The organism is Aliinostoc sp. HNIBRCY26 (assembly GCF_050235535.1).
Taxonomy (GTDB): domain Bacteria; phylum Cyanobacteriota; class Cyanobacteriia; order Cyanobacteriales; family Nostocaceae; genus Trichormus.
Window position 1 is genome coordinate 4,281,755 of record NZ_CP189852.1, and the last position, 17,791, is coordinate 4,299,545.

The 17,791-nt window shown below is 40.6% G+C and carries 15 protein-coding genes; 8 read left to right on the forward strand and 7 right to left on the reverse strand.

What is annotated here, in order from left to right:
* Positions 1 to 255: 255 nt before the first annotated feature.
* Positions 256 to 1,092 (forward strand): class I SAM-dependent methyltransferase, encoded by an 837-nt coding sequence (locus ACQFX9_RS18130; RefSeq protein WP_427157455.1) that lies wholly within the window; start codon positions 256 to 258, stop codon positions 1,090 to 1,092.
* A gap of 392 nt (positions 1,093 to 1,484) precedes the next feature.
* Here ACQFX9_RS18130 and aroA read toward each other — a convergent pair whose 3' ends face one another.
* A complete protein-coding gene (gene aroA, locus ACQFX9_RS18135) occupies positions 1,485 to 2,834 on the reverse strand; it encodes a 3-phosphoshikimate 1-carboxyvinyltransferase (RefSeq protein WP_427162926.1) in 1,350 nt (449 codons plus the stop codon).
* Between the two features lie 1,020 nt (positions 2,835 to 3,854).
* On the opposite strand from aroA, the gene ACQFX9_RS18140 reads away from it, so the two are divergent.
* On the forward strand, positions 3,855 to 4,367 hold the full coding sequence (locus ACQFX9_RS18140; RefSeq protein ID WP_427157456.1) for a hypothetical protein: 513 nt from the start codon (positions 3,855 to 3,857) through the stop codon (positions 4,365 to 4,367).
* A gap of 124 nt (positions 4,368 to 4,491) precedes the next feature.
* Here the strand turns inward: ACQFX9_RS18140 and ACQFX9_RS18145 are convergent, their stop codons facing one another.
* A complete protein-coding gene (locus tag ACQFX9_RS18145) occupies positions 4,492 to 5,073 on the reverse strand; it encodes a thioredoxin family protein (protein ID WP_427157458.1) in 582 nt (193 codons plus the stop codon).
* Between the two features lie 159 nt (positions 5,074 to 5,232).
* On the reverse strand, positions 5,233 to 5,448 hold the full coding sequence (locus tag ACQFX9_RS18150; protein WP_103136650.1) for a chlorophyll a/b-binding protein: 216 nt from the start codon (positions 5,446 to 5,448) through the stop codon (positions 5,233 to 5,235).
* 150 nt (positions 5,449 to 5,598) lie between these two features.
* Here ACQFX9_RS18150 and thyX point away from each other — a divergent pair, with 150 nt between their 5' ends.
* The 3 genes from thyX to ACQFX9_RS18165 all read left to right on the forward strand — a co-directional run bounded on the left by thyX (position 5,599) and on the right by ACQFX9_RS18165 (position 7,227).
* Positions 5,599 to 6,321, forward strand: a complete 723-nt coding sequence (thyX, locus tag ACQFX9_RS18155; RefSeq protein ID WP_427157460.1) for an FAD-dependent thymidylate synthase — start codon at positions 5,599 to 5,601, stop codon at positions 6,319 to 6,321.
* 166 nt (positions 6,322 to 6,487) lie between these two features.
* Positions 6,488 to 6,904, forward strand: a complete 417-nt coding sequence (locus ACQFX9_RS18160) for a XisH family protein (protein WP_427157462.1) — start codon at positions 6,488 to 6,490, stop codon at positions 6,902 to 6,904.
* On the forward strand, positions 6,892 to 7,227 hold the full coding sequence (locus ACQFX9_RS18165; protein ID WP_427157464.1) for a XisI protein: 336 nt from the start codon (positions 6,892 to 6,894) through the stop codon (positions 7,225 to 7,227). The genes ACQFX9_RS18160 and ACQFX9_RS18165 overlap by 13 nt, the downstream gene beginning before the upstream one ends.
* Positions 7,228 to 7,247: 20 nt before the next feature.
* Here ACQFX9_RS18165 and dcd read toward each other — a convergent pair whose 3' ends face one another.
* Together dcd and ACQFX9_RS18175 are read right to left on the reverse strand one after the other, a co-directional pair.
* Positions 7,248 to 7,817: a dCTP deaminase gene (gene dcd, locus ACQFX9_RS18170; RefSeq protein ID WP_427162927.1), complete on the reverse strand. Its 570-nt coding sequence runs from the start codon at positions 7,815 to 7,817 to the stop codon at positions 7,248 to 7,250.
* Positions 7,818 to 7,903: 86 nt separating this feature from the next.
* Positions 7,904 to 8,440 carry a P-loop NTPase family protein gene (locus tag ACQFX9_RS18175; RefSeq protein WP_236143103.1) on the reverse strand — a complete coding sequence of 179 codons (537 nt, stop codon included), beginning with the start codon at positions 8,438 to 8,440 and terminating at the stop codon, positions 7,904 to 7,906.
* A gap of 331 nt (positions 8,441 to 8,771) precedes the next feature.
* Here ACQFX9_RS18175 and ACQFX9_RS18180 point away from each other — a divergent pair, with 331 nt between their 5' ends.
* The 3 genes from ACQFX9_RS18180 to glmS all read left to right on the forward strand — a co-directional run bounded on the left by ACQFX9_RS18180 (position 8,772) and on the right by glmS (position 12,485).
* Positions 8,772 to 9,356, forward strand: a complete 585-nt coding sequence (locus tag ACQFX9_RS18180) for an adenylate kinase family protein (RefSeq protein ID WP_427157466.1) — start codon at positions 8,772 to 8,774, stop codon at positions 9,354 to 9,356.
* A gap of 310 nt (positions 9,357 to 9,666) precedes the next feature.
* Positions 9,667 to 10,401, forward strand: coding sequence for a ribonuclease PH (gene rph, locus ACQFX9_RS18185; RefSeq protein WP_427157467.1), 735 nt, complete (start codon positions 9,667 to 9,669; stop codon positions 10,399 to 10,401).
* Between the two features lie 209 nt (positions 10,402 to 10,610).
* Positions 10,611 to 12,485 (forward strand): glutamine--fructose-6-phosphate transaminase (isomerizing), encoded by a 1,875-nt coding sequence (gene glmS, locus ACQFX9_RS18190; protein WP_427157469.1) that lies wholly within the window; start codon positions 10,611 to 10,613, stop codon positions 12,483 to 12,485.
* Between the two features lie 158 nt (positions 12,486 to 12,643).
* Here the strand turns inward: glmS and ACQFX9_RS18195 are convergent, their stop codons facing one another.
* Positions 12,644 to 15,991 (reverse strand): HEAT repeat domain-containing protein, encoded by a 3,348-nt coding sequence (locus ACQFX9_RS18195; RefSeq protein ID WP_427157471.1) that lies wholly within the window; start codon positions 15,989 to 15,991, stop codon positions 12,644 to 12,646.
* A gap of 322 nt (positions 15,992 to 16,313) precedes the next feature.
* On the reverse strand, positions 16,314 to 17,756 hold the full coding sequence (locus ACQFX9_RS18200) for a RecQ family ATP-dependent DNA helicase (RefSeq protein WP_427157472.1): 1,443 nt from the start codon (positions 17,754 to 17,756) through the stop codon (positions 16,314 to 16,316).
* Between the last annotated feature and the right edge of the window lie 35 nt (positions 17,757 to 17,791).

Genomic DNA, 17,791 nt, shown 5'->3' on the forward strand with positions numbered 1-17,791 from the left:
CCTAAATCATTTCTGATGATTTGGGATAGGAGCCTGGATAGGAGACTTCCAGAAAATAAATTATTTTTTTAGCTGGCAGTCTCTCGTGTAGAGGTGTAGCTTTTCTAGCTATCACTTTCTTGCTTTCGTTCTTCTGAACTTCTGGTAAAAGCTTTCCTAGTTTGCTGTGTCAGTTTTGGATGAGCAAGTTAAGTTAATAGGTGATATGTTGCCAAAATATTGGCACTTGGTATAAAGCTCACTTGCACACAACTTATGAAAGATTTAGAACAAAGAAAAAGTTGGTATAGCCAAGTAGCAAATATCTACACTTCGCAACAGAGAAAAAACTGGTATAGCGAAGTAGCTGATGCCTATAACAAAACTAGACCACGCTATCCTCAGCAACTAATTCACCGTGCTGTAGAGTTAGCTGAACTTCCAAAAGACGCAGTGATTTTAGAAATCGGCTGCGGCCCTGGAAATGCTACAGTTGCCTTTGCTCAGTTAGGTTTCACAATGGTCTGTCTAGAGCCAAGCCAGAAACTTTGCCACATAGTAAAGCAAAATTGTATACAATATCCTGCGGTAGAAATTACTAATACATCTTTTGAAGAATGGCCGCTAGAGTCTGAAAAATATCATGCTGTTTTAGCGGCGACATCTTTTCATTGGGTTTCACCAGAAATTGGCTATGCAAAAGCAGCTGATGCTTTAAAAGCAGATGGTCGTTTGATTTTGCTGTGGAATATGACACCCCAACCCCAGTATGAAGTTTACGCAGCTTTTGAGGAGGTTTATCAGCATCAAGCCCCGGCTTTAGCAAGATACGAAGAACGAGAAACACAGCACAAGCAAATACTCAGATTCGGACAGAGTGTGATTGATTCTGGTCTGTTTAAGTGTTTTGTCTCGGAAGAATTCCCTTGTGAGTTCACTTATAGTATTGATGACTACTTAACACTTTTAAGTACCCTGTCGCCATACATAGCTTTAGATCCTCAACAAAGAAATGCTTTATTTGCTGGCTTAAAAGCTGTGTTAGTCAAAAACTCTATTACTAATATTTCTGTGTCGTTTCTATCAGCCCTGCAAATAGCCCAAAAGATGTGAGTGGGGTTTGTTGTGGAGGCAGGGGGCAGGGAGCAGGGAGCAGGGAGCAGGGAGCAGGGAGCAGGGAGCAGGGAGCAGGGAGCAGCTGACAGGTGTAGGTTTTTGATGTGGGCATGAGTGGACACTCTCAAACAGAGTTCTAAACGTGGTTCAAATAACGAAATTTCGTTCTTAGGTAAAAAATCAAAGACTAAAATTTGAGTTTTCAACTAACGGAAAAACCCCATTTCAGCCACGTTTGTAAAATACCTACACCTGTCAGGCAGGGAGCAGGGGGGAAGAATCCAATGATCATATTTTGGTCTGCAATGCCCAGTCTCCAATGCTCAATACCCAATCCCCAGTCCCCAGTCCCCAGTCCCCAGTCCCCAGTCCCCAATCCCCAATCCCCATTACCCCAAAATCTGTTTCAGTGTATTAGTGAAATTAGGATAAGAAATAGCGGCGGCTTCGGCGCGGTGAATTGTAGTTACGCCACTGGCGTTTAAAGCGGCGATCGCTAAACTCATGGCGATGCGATGATCGGTATGGCTATCAACGTCTGTGCCTCTTAAGGGAGTTCCGCCTGTAATTTCCATTCCGTCTGGTAATTCCGTCACTTGCGCGCCGAGTTTATTGAGTTGTTGCGCCATGACTGTAATGCGATCGCTTTCTTTGACTCTCAACTCTTCTGCATCCCGAATTACGGTAGTACCTTCGGCAAACACCGCCGCCACAGCTAAAATTGGGATTTCATCAATCATGCGCGGTACAATATCCCCAGCAATGGTGCAACTGCGTAAACGACTGTAACGCACTCGCACATCCGCCACAGGTTCACCGGCGACTTCACGCTGATTTTCCAATTGGATATTCGCCCCCATCATTTCCAAGGCTTCTAAAATCCCTGTGCGGGTGGGATTCACGCCGACGTTTTCCACCACCAGTTCTGAACCAGGAACAATCGCCCCAGCCACTAACCAAAAGGCCGCGGAACTAATATCCCCTGGGACAATGACTTTTTGACCGTACAATTGCGCCTGGCCTGTGACAGTAACACTTTTGGTTTCAGGGTCTACACTGACATCTGCACCAAACGCCCGTAGCATCCGTTCGCTGTGGTCACGGGATAGGGCTGGTTCTGTCACCGTAGTCTTACCTTCAGTGAATAAAGCCGCCAGCATAATACAGGATTTTACCTGGGCAGAGGCGATGGGTGAATGATAGTGAATGGGTTTGAGGATTTGTCCTTGTACTGCCAAAGGTGCTAAAGAATTATCCTTCCGTCCCCAGATTTGCGCCCCCATTTGTTGCAGGGGTTTGACGACACGAGACATGGGACGCGATCGCAAAGAACTATCACCGGTGACTGTAAAAAAGCGTCCTGGATGAGATGCTAACAGTCCCAACATCAAGCGCAGTGTTGTCCCGGAGTTACCCGCATTCAACACATCTACAGGTTCTTGTAAATTACCTAAACCAATACCTTTGACTCGCACCAATTCAGTATTCAACGGTGAAATCTCTGCACCCATTGCTTGAAAACAGCTAGCAGTGCTACGGGGGTCTTCACCCAAAAGTAACCCTTGGATTTCCGTTTCACCTTGGGCGATCGCACCCAACATCAAAGCCCGATGGGAAATTGATTTATCCCCTGGTATCTGGATACGACCCTGTAAGGATACCCCAGCAGTAGGTGTTTGAATAATTAACTTGTGGGAAAGGTCTTCTTGAGATTCTAATGTTATGGCAGCAGCTAACATCACAATATACTTTCTGAAAATTAGAGATTGGGGACTGGGAATTTGAAATTTTGCGAAAAGTTCTATAGCCGGGTTTCCCACCTACAGAACTTTTCAAGACGGATTTTAGATGAAACTCTCTTCAAAATAGTCAATCCAAAACCCAAACTTGAACAATTAGCAACAGGGAAACAGCAGAAGCATTGTAAGCAGGTGGAGAAAAATACAACCCCCATGCCCCATGCCCTATACCCTATGCCCATTATTGATAGAGACTGCCTAGTATAGTATCGCTTTTTGCTCTCTCAAAATTGCTAATCAGCTAAGTTGGGGTGAATTTCGATAGAATTTTGAGAAAACTAAGTGTAGCTGAAACAAGCTGCTTTTCATTGCGCTTAATTATCTATTCCCTATCTTGCTAACTATAGGAATCGTATTTGATTTTTGCGAAACTAGGTACACTTTTATAGGAAAAAGCTAGGTTCAAAACCGGACTTGCGTCCAAGAATCCTTATTTCCCAAGGTAGGTAGAAACCCCACCCCTTGTGGGTGGCTGTCTTTAATTTTGAATTTTGAATTTTGAATTGATTCATTTCTTCTTCCCTGTTCTCTGTTCCCGTTCGGCTGACGCTCACGGCGGAAGACTGTTCCCTGTTCCCTACCTACGCAAACAATTTCACCGAATCAAAGCGGATTCATATAGCAACTTGGGTTAGTATAGATTTATTTTTTAGTTATTGCTACTTCACTCTTATGTGGGATACTCAGTAAGTATTCTGATGGTAACTCTTAGTTGTCTTTTTTCATAAAAGTATAACTTTTCACATAGTTTACTTAATAAATTTCATTATTCTTACATGAACTTTTGAGATTCATATTCAACTTATTTTGATGTTTGTTTATATAGCTTACTAAAAAAGCATCTTCAGTTAATATTAAGCAAGTTTTACTATGTTTTATTCTTTAGTTGCTTACCCAATCAACTGAAGTATCTGGTATTAATTTCATCTTGTTCAATAGCTTTTAGCCTTCAACGCTCCCATGCTCACTCATCACCGCAAGCCCGTGTGCTTATCACATATTTCCACAGACCTGCCATTCTGGTCAGTGGTAGAAACTGCTGGCACGCTGTATCAGAAAGACACTGATAGATTCCATCTACTATTAACTGCACCACCTCTAATCACCTGTGAAGTGGCATTTCCCAACCAAATAGAAGATACAGCGACCCCACACAAAACTAAAGCTTATACTCCCACTAGCCCTAGAGTGCTGTGGTTGGAAATTTCTCCTTATCGGATCATTATGACCATGCAAGGTAACGAACAGGTGAGTTACCGTCACTTTTGGGAACAGGGTGTTTATGGGGTGAGCCGATATTGGCTACCTACAGAATCAATACAGCCTCATGATCCCATCCGCTTACGCAACTTTACCAAAAATCTCACCCTCAGTGGCAGTCCCCTGCCAGAGCATCTACGTATAGAGTACGAACTTTGGGCAGAAAATGTCCAATTAGGACACTATATTCTCAATTTGGAAATTAAACATTAATTGGGAATGGGGCATAGGGCATAGGGCAGGAGTCAAATCCACCTTGTCCCCAGTCCCCAGTCCCCAATCCTTCTTTAATTTTGAATTTTGAATTTTGAATTTTGAATTGATAAGTCCCCAACCCCTACCCAAAATAACTGGGTTCATTCCCCGCTTTCCATTTGATATTGCAACCAATGCTAGGCTTTTGCTCAATAGTTACAGGTTGATCAGCTAAAGCCGCATCAATAGCAGCACGTAAATCTGCACCTGTGACTGGTTTACCGTTACTGGGACGACTATCGTCTAACTGTCCGCGATACACAAGTTTGCGTTCTGCATTAAACACGAAAAAGTCCGGTGTACAAGCGGCTGTGTAGGCTTTGGCTATTGCCTGGGTTTCGTCGTAGCATACCGGAAATTGCCATCCCTTTTCTATGGCTAATGCTTTGAGGGAATCAGGCGCGTCATCTGGATATTTTTCGGCATCGTTAGCACTGATAGCGGCGATCGCTAAATCACTCGTGCGATAATCTTCACCTAGCTTGGTAATTTCGTCTTGAATATGCTTCACAAATGGGCAATGACGACAAATAAACATCACTAACAAAACTTTTTGCTCGGCAAAACTATCTAGGGAAATTATTTTGCCAGACACTACTTCAGGTAGATGAAAATCTGGTGCTTTTGTGCCTAATGACAACATGGTAGAAGCAGTTAAAACCATAATTTGTGAAAGGTGACAGACTATAGGTTATACCAATTTTGGATGCCCTCGGCCACTGTCAAAATATCACAAAAGTCTCAATACATTAAGAGACAGGAAATTTCCTGTCTCTGATTTTGTTAATTTACTATTTTTACGAAACTTAAGACTTTATTATTTTTATAGATTTGAGAAGAAACCAAAAATACCATGTCCTGTAAATACTTCTAAAGCAATCAGAGAAATAAACCCAATCATGGCTAAACGACCATTGAGTAATTCTGCATAGGGAGTGAAGCCGGTGCGATCGCCTTGTTCATCTACATACACCTTTGGCTCAATCGCAAAGTTGTTCATCAAACCTTGATCGTCAACGATGGCATTATTTGTACGCATTTTGTTTTTTCCAGTTATTTATGATGTAACAAACTGTAACAAATATATAAATTTTTGTAAAGCATCTTAATCTGTCCAAAGAGATATGATTGTGAGTCGGGTTGAAAACCACCCTCCCAGAACAAGTACAAATCAACCGTTCAAAAGCCAATGGATCGATTCCGAGTAGAAGTTATAGCTAAAACACCAAACCCCCAGCAGGTGATTTATGCAGCCATGCACCAAGACTATACAGATGGGTTCGTGTTTGACGAACGTGACTCTTGGCCTTCGGAGTCAGAATGCGGCGAAATTATTGTTAAACGACTATTAGCAGGCGAAAGAGGACATTACGGGCCGCTAGAACATCCTCAAATTGTCTTCAACTGTGGTTATTTTCCTCATAGTGTGATGCAGCAAGCACGTACTCATAGGGTAGCAGTATCCTTTGATGTGCAATCTTTTAGGTATACGGGCAAACAGTTTATTGATGTAGTCGAAGGTAGAAAAGACATTGAAGACGTTTTTTATCTACGTCCAGTTGGGTATTATACAGATAGACAGGGTAAAAAATATTACTATTCACCTGAACAGCGATCTGCTGACTTAGAGTGGTGTTTGGAAGCTGCTAAACGATATAAAGCTGATTTTGAAGGGGGAATGTCAGAAGAACACGCCAGAGGTAAAGTTCCCTTTGATTATCGTCAACATTTTGTAGTCAGCTTTAATTTGCGTTCATTTTTGCATTTTTGCGACTTGAGAAATAAGAAAGATGCTCAATTAGAAATCCAGAAATTGTGCGAACTGATGTGGCCGCATTTTGAACAATGGACTCCAGCACTCGCTCAGTGGTATGAAAAAACTCGTTTAGGCAAAGGCAGATTAGCACCTTAGAGCTAGATTAACATCTAGATGATGTCTAAATCCCAGATGCAAGACGATGGATATTCAAAAAGTGCTGTGCGATCGCTAAAATTTTGATGAGGTAGGGTAACTCCTTTCTCATCTTATTGATCATCAAAACAACTGCTTATTGTCAAAAACACTGTAACTTTAAGAAATGTCTGCAAGGGATATCTTTCATAATTTAGTTAAGTTGGCTTTGCAAAAAGACGGATGGACAATTACACATGATCCGTTATCTATTGACTTAGTAGATGGACAACTACAAATTGATATAGGTGCAGAACGGTTAATTGCTGCCCAAAAGGAAGGTGAACAAATAGCCGTAGAAATCAAAAGTTTTGTTGCTCCTTCCGCAGTTTCTGAGTTTCATACAGCATTGGGACAATATTTAAATTACCGCGTAGCCCTAAAACTTAAGGAACCGAAGCGCATTCTGTATTTAGCAGTACCATTAGTAACATATACAGATTTTTTTTCCCGACAATTGCCACAACTAAGTATTCAAGAATATCAATTAAAACTGCTAGTATTCGACCCTGAAAATGAGGTAATTGCACAATGGATAAATTAGCTGAATATAGACAAATTATCCAAAAAATTTTAGAGCATCATGCTCAAATTAAGCCTGCCTATGGTGAAATTGAACGGCAAACTATTTTTGATATTCAACAAGACCACTATCAAGTTGTCAACGCAGGATGGGAAAATCGTCGTCGAGTATATGGCTGTTTAATTCATATAGATATTCGAGAACATAAAATTTGGATTCAGTATGATGGTACTGAATTTGGTGTAGCTAATGAACTAGTTGAATATGGTATCCCCAAGCAAGATATAGTGCTGGCATATCAACCGCCCTATATGCGAAAGTTGACTGAATTTGCTGTGGGGTAAAACATTAGCTAATTGTGAGATTAAACCTTAGCCAGTGTGACTATCTCTAACTGATCTTGGTATTTACCTTGTCGTGTTTCGTAACTAATGGCACATGGTTCACCTTCTAGAAATAGTAACTGCACCACGCCTTCGTTAGCATAAATGCGACAATCAGCACTAGAAGAATTAGAAAATTCTAGAGTTAAATGACCGCGCCATGCAGCCTCAGCAGGAGTTAAGTTTGCAATTATACCGCATCTTGCATACGTACTTTTACCTATACAAATTACTGTAATATTATCTGGAACTTCTAACCTTTCTAAAGCCACTCCCAAACCGTAAGAATGAGCTGGCAAAATAAAATAACTACCATTTTCATCTGTATGTAATGGTGTCTGCTCTAGATTATGGGGATTAAAGTTTTTGGGATCAACTACAGTTCCAGGAATGTGGCGAAAGATGCGGAACTCAGCCGGAGATAAACGAATGTCATAGCCATAGGAAGATAAACCATAGCTAATTACAGATTGAGGTTCGCAAGCCAGGTCTTTCTGCACTTTACGGATTAAACTTGGCTCAAAAGGAGCAATTAGACCTTTTTGAGCCATCTCAGTAATCCAAATATCGTTTTTAATCACAAGTTCACAATCAATACAAACCGAAATACTAGGATATCGTGAACTGTGGATTTTGTTTAGGGTCTGTGACTACGGCGAATCTCTGTAATTTGATCAGCTACATCGAGAATAGATGAGAGCATTTCTGTACCAGTAAGAATAATATCTACATGAGAAGGGCGTTGCGAGAGAAAAGCCAAAACCTCTGATTCAGCAATTAATCCAAAGTGAATCGCCAAACTTAACTCATCGAGGACAACCAGAGAATATTTGCCCTCATTTACTACCTGCTGTGTGTGTTGCCATAATTTTTGTAAAGCTTGGTGTTCAGATTCATCTAGGTGTGGTGTATCAATGCAACGGGGTAAGTCACAGCGTAACCAATCTAAATTTTGTCCTAACTGAATCGGGCGATCGTGTCCTTGTTTAATGCCACCTTTGAGAAACTGTACTATCAAAACTGGTGTACCTTGTCCAGCAATTCTGAGTGCTTGTCCCATGACGCTGGTGAAAAAGTTGCGGTGAGTGCTGGTGAAGACTTGCACCAGACCTTCAATTGGATGCAGTAGGCTAGGAGTGGAATTCGCACTGGGAGTTTCTAACTGGGCAACCATAGGATAAATTTCAAAAAATCACAATAAATTCATCAGATTAAGCAGAGATTCCTTTGAGAAAATCACCTGTATAATCAATTTGTTTTTGCTCAGTTTGATCAACCTGGCAATCTGCTCTATAAGTCAAACACTAGGTTGTGCGGAAGTCAAGAGTGATATGAGGGACTGGGGATTGGGGATTGCTTGGTGTTTTCCTCTTTTCCTAGTTGCTGTTGCTTTGAACCAGAAGGTACAACAGTATGACTCTTGGGTTAAATGTGGGATTTTCTACACGGTTGGGCAAAACAAACTTATTATGTGGTAAATGTGACGGGTTGAGGAGTGGATAGTTGTGAGACTAGTAATTCTAGGAGGCTCAGGATCAGGGAAGAGTACACAAGCGCAAAGATTAGCGAGATATTTTGAAGTACCAGAGATTTCTACAGGGGAGATGTTACGGGAAGCAATATCCGGCGGTAAGACCTTGGAAAGTGTCTATGCTAATCTGGGTGAACTTGGCCGCTATGCACAACCCTATGTATCTAAGGGGGAACTAGTACCGGATGAAATGATTATTGAATTAATTCGGTTGCGACTAAAAAAACCTGATGTCATTGGTGGTTGGATTTTGGAAGGTTATCCCCGAACTGCGTTTCAGGCGGAAGAATTAGATTTTTTGTTGGATGAGTTGGGACAAAAGTTAGATTGGGCAATTTACTTACAAGTCCCAGAAGCGGTGATGGTGAGTCGCTCTTTGGGTCGCTCTCTACCAGATGACCAACCAGAGATTGTACAGCGTCGGGTAGAAATTTTTTATGACCGTACTGTGCCTATTTTAGAGTATTATGACCGCCGCCGCCGTTTGTTAACGATTAATGGTGATCAATTGCCGGAGCTAGTTTTGCAAAATATTTTAACGTTGTTGGAAGCTTCCTAAATCAGTCTTTAGTTATCCTAAAATTTTTCGGGATTAGTGATTGTTTATTTCACAATAAAACTTATACTTTAATTTCAATCTTATGACTTTGTCTTCAGCTAGAGATGCTGACCTCAAGATACAGACTCGGTATGAGTGGCGATACTAAAGTTAACTTTAACAGTGAACTGTGAACTGTGTTGGGTAAAATCACACCTGCGAAACACCACACCAATTGGTGAAAAGCATTGGTGTCCTTTATAACCCTCCACCGTATACCTGATAACTGTTCTAAAGTACAGTTTTACAAACAAGATATGAGGCATCTCTGATGGCTTGGCAGCGTCCCGACGGTCGAAAACCCTATGAACTCCGTTCTGTAACCTTTGAATCTGAATTTACTCGCTTTGCACCTGGTTCTGTGTTGACAGTATGTGGTGATACTAAAGTATTGTGTACTGTCAGCGTTGCTGAAGGTGTTCCCAGGTTTTTGTTAGGAACAGGTCAAGGGTGGTTAACTGCTGAGTACCGGATGTTACCCTCAGCGACACAACAACGTCAGGAAAGAGAATTATTGAAGTTGTCTGGTAGAACACAAGAAATTCAAAGATTGATTGGACGTAGTTTGCGGGCTGCGATAGATTTTGAGTTGTTGGGAGAGAGGACTTTAACGGTAGATGCAGATGTGCTGCAAGCTGATGCAGGTACGAGAACAGCAGCGATTACGGGTGGATTTGTGGCGTTAGCTCATGCTATTTCCCAATTATTACAGAAAGGAGTGTTAGAGCGATCGCCCTTGTGTGGACAGGTAGCAGCTGTTTCCGTCGGCTTATTAGAACAAGAGCCGTTTTTAGACTTGAATTATATAGAAGATGTCGCCGCTACAGTAGACTTTAACGTAGTTATGAATCAAAATTTAGGCTTCATCGAGACTCAAGGTACAGCCGAAAAAGACAGTTTTACCCGCGCTCAATTAAACCAGCTACTAGATTACGCTGAAAAAGGCATCCAACAATTATTAATTGCCCAAAGAGACGCAATTCCAAATTGGGAAAATTTATTTTAATGACCTACCTGGAGGAGAAGCAAGCTACTCGTTAGCGTCTCAAAGAGAAGTCTGGGTACAGGAATTGCTCCCCCTGTTCCCTGTTCCCTTTTACTAATTTTTCTGCCTTCCACGCCCCTACATTCCTACCTTCTACCTTTGAGAAGAACCGACTTTTGTGCTAACAACTATACTGGATTTAGTTATCCGAACAAAAGGTGGTGTGAGCAATGTGCGGCATAGTAGGGTATATTGGCACTCAAGCGGCGACAGAGATTTTATTGTCTGGGCTAGAAAAACTGGAATATCGGGGGTATGATTCCGCCGGAGTTGCCACTGTTTGGGAAGGAGAGGTGAATTGTGTTAGAGCTAAAGGTAAACTCCATAACCTGCGTTCTAAACTAGAACTGTTAGCAACTCCAGCCCAAATAGGTATCGGTCATACACGCTGGGCAACACACGGCAAACCAGAAGAATATAATGCTCATCCCCACATGGATACAGCCATGCGAATTGCTGTAGTCCAAAATGGGATCATTGAAAATTACCGTGAGTTACGCGAAGAACTCAAAAGTAAAGGTCATCAATTCCGTTCTGAGACGGATACAGAAGTAATTCCCCATCTGATTGCCGAATATTTAACAAATCTCCCATCACCGACTGTTCCCCTTTCTCCTTCCCTGTTTTTAGAAGCAGTACGTCAAGCAGCTAATCATTTAGAAGGGGCATTTGCGATCGCAGTCATTTCGGCTGATTATCCTGATGAGTTAGTTGTGGTGCGCCAACAAGCACCTTTAGTTATTGGATTTGGCCAGGGTGAATTTTTCTGCGCTTCCGATACCCCGGCGATCGTTGCTTATACTCGTGCAGTTCTCCCCCTCGAAAATGGTGAAATAGCCCGTCTCACACCTTTGGGCGTGGAAATTTATAACTTTGCTGGCGATAGGCTGAAAAAACAGCCCCGAATGCTCAACTTGAGTCCCACAATGGTAGAGAAGCAGGGATTCAAACACTTCATGCTCAAGGAAATTTACGAACAGCCTGGAGTAGTGAGAGCAAGTTTAGAGGCATACTTTGATCATGAGCGTGTAAATTTGGGTTTACCAGAGGAATTTTATGCAGATTTAACCCAAATTCATATCGTTGCCTGCGGTACAAGTTGGCACGCCGCCTTAGTCGGTAAATACTTACTCGAACAATTAGCCGGAATTCCCACTCAGGTGCATTATGCCTCTGAGTATCGCTATGCACCATCACCTCTAACACCCAATACCCTAATTATTGGTGTTACCCAATCTGGGGAAACCGCCGACACCTTAGCGGCTTTAGCAATGGAAAAAGAACGCCGCCAAGGACTAACACCTGAATATAAAGCTAGACTATTAGGCATTACCAATCGCCCAGAAAGCAGCCTTGGTTTGATGGTGTCTCATATCATCAACACCCTAGCAGGGATTGAAATTGGTGTAGCCGCTACCAAAACCTTTACCGCCCAACTGATGGCATTTTACGCCCTAGCTTTGGATTTAGGCGATCGCCGCCAGACATTACCAGCAGAAAAACTTGCAGAGATCATCCAAGGTTTGCGTCAAATTCCCCAAGCCATCGAAGACACATTAGAAAGTCAAGAACAATTAACCGAACATCTAGCCCATGACTTTGCAGACACCAAAGATTTCATCTTTTTGGGTAGAGGGATTAACTTCCCCATTGCTTTAGAGGGGGCTTTGAAATTAAAAGAAATCAGCTACATTCACGCTGAAGGTTATCCGGCTGGGGAAATGAAACATGGCCCCATTGCTTTATTAGATGCCAAAGTTCCGGTAGTGGCGATCGCTGTTCCTGGTAATGTGTATGAAAAGGTAATTTCCAACGCCCAAGAAGCCAAAGCCAGAGATTCGCGGTTAATTGGTGTAACACCTGTAAAAGATGGCGAAGCGGCGGAAATCTTTGATGATTTACTTCCCGTTTCATCAGTCGATGAATTACTATCGCCAATACTTACAGTAGTACCTTTGCAACTATTGGCTTATCACATCGCCGCCCGTCGCGGTTTGGACGTTGACCAGCCCAGAAATTTAGCAAAATCAGTAACAGTAGAATAAGTAAATACGAATATTTAAATAAATATTTGTAGAGTAGATAAGATAATTTCTAGATGTGGCTATTATGTCACATCTAGAAATGTTTTTTGGTCATTGTCTACAGTAATGCTGTGTCTATCTGGCTAGCACTGATTTGTTAGGTCGTAATATCAGCTTGTCTAGCCACATACCAAGTCCCATAGCAAATCGATTCCATCTCCTATATATTCAGAATCTTGGTTTTCATTAATCCATTGAGAAAGATTAATAACTACACTATGAGTTTTTTCGTCGATTTTACTCAGCGCACCTGCGGCACTAGAACGCACAATAGAGTTTGAGTCTTTAAGGAGTTCTAGTAAATGAAAAATTGCTACTTCTGCACCCACCTTACCTAACGCATCTGCGGCACCAAAACGAACAATAAAATCTGAGTCTTTGAGGAGTTCCAGTAAGTGAGGAATTGCTGCTTCTGAACCTATTTGACCTAACGCAAATACAGCACTAAAACGCACAATAGATTTTGAGTCTTTAAGGAGTTGTAGTAAGTCAATAATTGCTACTTCTGCACCTATTTGACCTAACGCAAATGCAGCACTAAAACGCACAATAAATTCTGAATCTTTGAGGAGTTGTAGTAAGTCAGGAATTGCTACTTCTCCATTTATGTGACCTAACGCAAATACGGCACTAGAACGCACATTAGATTCTGAGTCTTTGAGGAGTTGTAGTAAGTCAGGAATTACTGCTCCTGAACCTATTTGACCTAACGCAAATGCAGAACTAGAACGCACATTATATTCTGAGTCTTTGAGGAGTTGTAGTAAGTTAGGAATTGCTACTTCTGCACCTATTTTACCTAACGCATCTGCGGCACTAGAACGCACATTAGATTCTGAGTCTTTGAGGAGTTGTAGTAAGTCAGGAATTGCTACTTCTGCACCTATTTTACCTAACGCATCTGCGGCACTAGAACGCACATTAGATTCTGAGTCTTTGAGGAGTTGTAGTAAGTCAGGAATTGCTACTTCTGCACCTATTTTACCTAACGCATTTGCGGCACTAGAACGCACACGATCATCCGAATCTTTGAATAGTTGTAGTAAGTCAGGAATTGCTACTTCTGAACCTATTTGATCTAACACGTTTGCGGCACTAGAACGTACACGATCATCTGAATCTTTGAATAGTTGTAGTAAGTCAGGAATTGCTACTTCTGCACCTATTTTACCTAACGCAAATGCGGCACTAGAACGCACATTAGGTTCTGAATTTTTGAGGAGTTTTAGTAAGCCATTAATTGCTGCCTCTTCCTCTCCTAATGCAGCACAATATACTTGAAATCGTACTTGATCTATTTTTTGTTCTTTCTCTTTTAACAATTGCAAAGCTTGAGTTTGAAAAGCTGTTTCGTTCAAGCTACATAAAATTTGAAATACTTGTGATTTAATTTGAGAACTAACTTGCAACGAATCGCTGACCTCAAGATTTACTAAATATTGTAAAATTTCTATAGCTGGAGAACCTTTTGCTGTTTTTAAATTTTTGATATCCTCAGCAAGGCAATTCCCGGCAAACAATAAATCACGATGCAACCATTGTTCATATTCGCTATTCCTGCTGAGAATTCTTCTAATAGCTGTAGCTGCTTTGTTTGGTGCTTGCTGAGTAATCAATAACAGTAAGACCTCTCGCCAATGAGGATCATGAAGATGCTGATCAATATACTGTAAAACAATATCAAAATCGTCTTGATCATCTGCTTGATAATTAATTTCTCTAGCACATAGATATTCTTGAAAAGTTTTATGCACAAAAGCATAGCAATCTTGACCTTGTTCATTCAGCAGTCCAGTACGTTCCTGAATCAAACTTAAAAACCGTTTCGCTTTTTCCTCGGCTTTATAAAGCTCAATACATTTCAGAGATTTGATTTCTCTTCTTAATTGGTCAAGCAAATCTTCACAAGCAATGAGTGTTCCCCCTTCTTTATCTGCTGTACTACCTTGTCCATGAATCCAAAAAGCTAATTTTTGCATTAAAAATAGCAAGTCTTCAATATCCATATCTTGCAAGAAATGGTTAACGCTAATTTCCTTATTAGCATCCCAAGAAGTTAAGAGAGTTTCTACAGCTTTCTCATAAAGTTTGTGACGACCTTTAGGTAAAACTGCTTGATAGCGATGAATCAGAGCAATAATAGTCAACAACAAAGGGTTACGCGCTAGCAATTTGAGACGCTCATTTTCATTTATTGCTTCCCGTAAAGTTGTTTTACGTCGCTCCGCCTCTGACTTATCCTGAATACGACTGTCATACCAACAGTTAATAAACTTTTCTATTTTCTCATCATCAAAAGATAAAAGCTCGTAATGGGCAAACTCTTGAGTATTGAAAAAATCACGTTTATAGCCAGCAGGACGAGAAGTAATAACTGCACAATTTTTCGGAAACTGCCCTAAAAAATTCTCGATTTTCCGTACTACATCATATCGTTTACTTTCTTGAGCAATTTCATCCAAGCCATCGAAAAATATAAAAGTGTGTCCATCTTCTAACCAATATTCAAAAAAACCTACAGGCAAAGTTTTAACAGATAGATTTTTTTCAACAAATTGCTTAACATATTCAATAATGCTAGTGTTTTCTTGTCTAGCAAAATCTCGTATAGGAATTATAATAGGTAAATAGTCTGCTTCTGCTTTTATATTCAATTGCTCAATCTGCTTCTGAGCTATCATCACCACAAAATAACTCAGTAAAGTCGTTTTTCCAGAGCCAGGCGCACCTAAAAGCACAAACTTTTGGCAGTTTGTTTGATTTAAAATTTGGGAAGCTAACAATTTTCTCCCAGAAGAGTTGCGTAAAGCACGCTGTCTCTGTTCCCAAAGTAATTGTTGCGGACTTTGGCTCAAATTAGATGAAAAAAACTCTGTTTCGATGCTAGAGGTTAGAGAATTTAAATTATTTTGGTTATCCTCCTGCACTTCTGGTAACACAAAAATATTGACTAGTTTCTCTGATTTGTCTACTTCTTGTCCTGGTACAGCAATCCCAACAAACTTAACATCATCAAACCAATTGACTAATTGCTGACAATAGTTCTCTTTGGCAATCTGAAATCTGATACAATTCTCTGTATTTTCAAAATAAATTTTAACAAAAACCTCCATCCATGAACGAACATAATTAGTTTGAATTTCCTTCATTTTTGAGTCAGCTAAAGCTGCTTTTTTAAACACTTCAACTAAAAACTCTAAATCAGGCTTTCCTTCATTTTTTAAAGGCTTCTGTAGCTCTGATAATCCTTGTTCTTTAAAAAAATTACATAAAAATTTTGATATAAAGTCCGGTGGACAAGAATAAAATAATTGAGTTTCTTGCTTACAAGCTTCTATAGTTGCAGTTTTAATCGCCTTATCTAAATCACTAGGGTTAAGTTTGCTCGTAACACCACTCAGCAAAGCTTTAGAAACTTCTACTGTGACTAATTCTCCTACCCATGCACCAATCATTGCACCAATCATTATTATGATCTCCAGATAATTGATTTAAATGAATAAGTATAGATTCCAGGTTGATACTAATGATACCAGTATATTTACTATATTAGTTAAACTTACGTAAATTTTTGCTGATTTTTGGCTGTTTTAAGTCTTTTATCATCTAATTTTAGACAGCGATCGCACTGACAATCAAAAGCCCAGTTTAATTTCTCAGTCTGGTTCTGTAATTGTAACTGGCGATCGCACTATCGGGAAACTTCCAAAGCAATCATTTTAATCCTGGTATTGAATATGCAACGAATTTGGAATTAAACATATTCAAGCGATGTGATTAAAAAGAATATTAACAACAATTATCGCAGTGTCCACAACGCCAATTAGCGGCTTCTCTCTCAAAGCCAAAAGCAGTTAATAAAAATTGCCAACGACATTTTTTTGTATTTAGATATTGAGTCATCTGTTGAGCAGCGTGTAATTGCGTTAATGGCTGACTTTTGGCTTTATGTTCTATTTTGTAATGGAAGGGGTCAAGCCAATGTAACTGCCCACTACTATGAAATAGAGCTAAAGCGATCGCACTATCGGGAAATTCTTTATTTATCGTGTTAACTTCTCCCTGTTGTGGTAGTTTTTTAATTAGCTGCTGGGCTTTTTGCTGCTGCGATCGCATTTGTTCTTGAAAAAATTCCTGTCTTTGTTTATCCTCTGGATCTAGCCACCCTGTAGGTTCACTTATTAAGGTTAAAGCCTCCGCAGGTTTACCATCCCTACCAGCACGCCCAATTTCCTGCACATATTCAGATAATAGATGGGGTGCGTGATAATGTATAACCCAACGAACATTAGGCTTATTTATCCCCATTCCAAAGGCACAGGTACACACCACAAAGGGAATTTTACCACCCAGCCAACTAGCTTCCACTTCTCGGCGTTCTGTTGCACCTAAACCCGCATGATAACTAGCGGTTTTATAACCCATCTCTGCTAACCAAGCAGCTAAATTTTCACTATCTCGCCGAGTCCGCACATAAATTAAGCCGGCTTGTTGTGGTCGATTTTGAATAAATTTGATTAATTGTTGTTTCCTCCCCCTTGGTGTCCAAGCGATGCGGACTGTGGGATGCAAATTCGGACGGTAAGGATTAAGGCGAAATATTTCCGGTTGTTGTAATTGTAAAACGGTTTGAATAGTTTTTTGGGCTGAGGGGTCAGCTGTGGCAGTAAAGGCAGCTATACTGATTTTTGTGCCTGGTGGTTTATGTTTGAGTAATGCAGGTCTAACAGCCCCTAATCTGCGATAAGCTGGGCGAAAGGTTTCACCCCACTGCACTAAACAATGGGCTTCATCTAAAATCAGACCATTAATTTGTAGTTGTGGCTGAGATAATCTTTCCCAAACTGGTGGACTTAATAAAGTTTCTGGTGATAAATATAATAATCTTAGTTGCTGTTTTTCTAATGCTTGCAATGTGGCACGCCGTTGAAATGATGGTAATTCACTATGCAGTAATGCCGCTTTTTGCTGACGTTCTAGTAGTTCCTGGACTTGATTTTCCATCAGTGCAACTAATGGCGATATTACCAAAGTTAAACCAGTTTGTAGCAGTGCAGGTAGTTGAAAACAAATAGATTTTCCGCCACCTGTGGGCATAATGATTAGTGCATCTTTTTGCGTTAATAAACTGTTGACAATTTCACCTTGTGGCGGACGAAAATCTTCATAACCCCAAATTTTTTGAAAAGCTGTACGAACTTCTTCCCAAGATTTTGTTTTGTGATTATTCATAAATGGTAGTAGATGCCCATGTTTTGAATTTACAC

Excerpts from the sequence above, each read along its gene's own strand:
- ACQFX9_RS18200 (WP_427157472.1), bottom strand. The coding sequence starts at position 17,756 with ATGAATAATCACAAAACAAAATCTTGGGAAGAAGTTCGTACAGCTTTT.
- rph (WP_427157467.1), top strand. The coding sequence starts at position 9,667 with ATGGCTTGGCAGCGTCCCGACGGTCGAAAACCCTATGAACTCCGTTCT.
- ACQFX9_RS18160 (WP_427157462.1), top strand. The coding sequence starts at position 6,488 with ATGTCTGCAAGGGATATCTTTCATAATTTAGTTAAGTTGGCTTTGCAA.
- ACQFX9_RS18130 (WP_427157455.1), top strand. The coding sequence starts at position 256 with ATGAAAGATTTAGAACAAAGAAAAAGTTGGTATAGCCAAGTAGCAAAT.
- glmS (WP_427157469.1), top strand. The coding sequence starts at position 10,611 with ATGTGCGGCATAGTAGGGTATATTGGCACTCAAGCGGCGACAGAGATT.
- thyX (WP_427157460.1), top strand. The coding sequence starts at position 5,599 with ATGGATCGATTCCGAGTAGAAGTTATAGCTAAAACACCAAACCCCCAG.
- ACQFX9_RS18165 (WP_427157464.1), top strand. The coding sequence starts at position 6,892 with ATGGATAAATTAGCTGAATATAGACAAATTATCCAAAAAATTTTAGAG.
- ACQFX9_RS18140 (WP_427157456.1), top strand. The coding sequence starts at position 3,855 with ATGCTCACTCATCACCGCAAGCCCGTGTGCTTATCACATATTTCCACA.
- ACQFX9_RS18145 (WP_427157458.1), bottom strand. The coding sequence starts at position 5,073 with ATGGTTTTAACTGCTTCTACCATGTTGTCATTAGGCACAAAAGCACCA.
- ACQFX9_RS18175 (WP_236143103.1), bottom strand. The coding sequence starts at position 8,440 with ATGGTTGCCCAGTTAGAAACTCCCAGTGCGAATTCCACTCCTAGCCTA.
- ACQFX9_RS18150 (WP_103136650.1), bottom strand. The coding sequence starts at position 5,448 with ATGCGTACAAATAATGCCATCGTTGACGATCAAGGTTTGATGAACAAC.
- dcd (WP_427162927.1), bottom strand. The coding sequence starts at position 7,817 with ATGGCTCAAAAAGGTCTAATTGCTCCTTTTGAGCCAAGTTTAATCCGT.
- aroA (WP_427162926.1), bottom strand. The coding sequence starts at position 2,834 with ATGTTAGCTGCTGCCATAACATTAGAATCTCAAGAAGACCTTTCCCAC.
- ACQFX9_RS18195 (WP_427157471.1), bottom strand. The coding sequence starts at position 15,991 with ATGATTGGTGCAATGATTGGTGCATGGGTAGGAGAATTAGTCACAGTA.